Origin of the sequence: Hyphomonas sp. UBA3601, assembly GCF_002375605.1 — a bacterium.
GTDB lineage: Bacteria > Pseudomonadota > Alphaproteobacteria > Caulobacterales > Hyphomonadaceae > Hyphomonas.
In genome coordinates, this window is record NZ_DFME01000064.1 from 1 (window position 1) to 759 (window position 759).

1 protein-coding gene is annotated in these 759 nt (G+C 63.8%); it reads right to left on the reverse strand.

What is annotated here, in order from left to right:
* A partial coding sequence (locus tag B4F73_RS06870) for an antirestriction protein ArdA (RefSeq protein WP_290482839.1) occupies window positions 1–509 on the reverse strand: 509 nt, incomplete at its 3' end.
* Window positions 510–759 lie beyond the last annotated feature (250 nt).

A 759-nucleotide genomic window follows, 5' to 3' on the forward strand; every position in this document is an offset into this window, starting at 1 on the left:
CCATTCATCGCCATGTCGCGGGCAAGCGCGGTCCAGTCGATATAGTAATCGAGCGAGGCCGGAATCTCTGTCCCGCTGTCGCGCGTCACTTCCTCGGCAAAGTCTGCGGCGCTGCGATATTCGCCTGCATAGTCTTCAAACGCGGCGTGAGCCTGTTCAAGGTCATCGCCGAATTCGCGGTAGAGTTTCGCTCCAAGGCTCCCGTGTTCGGTGATGAAGTCCGCAAGGGCGCAAACTGTCTCGAAGGAGGCATATTCGGAAATGCGCGCGCCTTCGAACCCCTCATAGTCATGAATTGACCATTCCTCCGCACCCGGTTCAGGCGACGCCGCCAGCATGGCGCGGACGCCCTGCATCATCTCGTCCGGTTCTGTCGCGTCGATCCACGCCCCGTGGAGCCGTCCATTATTATACGCGGCAAGACAGGCGACATAGATGCGGGGCGTGTCCCGCAAATCTGGTCCGGTCGCTGTTCCAAGGGGAGCGGGAGTCTCGTGTGAAGGGGTCATGTCAGCCTCGCAAAATTGAACCTCGCCCGCGTGCCTTTCCCGGCAGGCGGGAGGGGGCGGACGAAAGGTGCGGGCGCCCGGGCGTATGAGGGCCGGGGGCAAGGCGGAAAGGTAGGAGGCACGGAAAGAACCGGCGGACCCAGGTCACCGGCGCCTTGCGCGCGGGCCGCGCCCGGGCAGACGCGCCGTCCGCCCCCTCCCGGCTGCTGGGAAAGCTTGTCCACGCTTTCAAACACCAAACAGGCAGGCT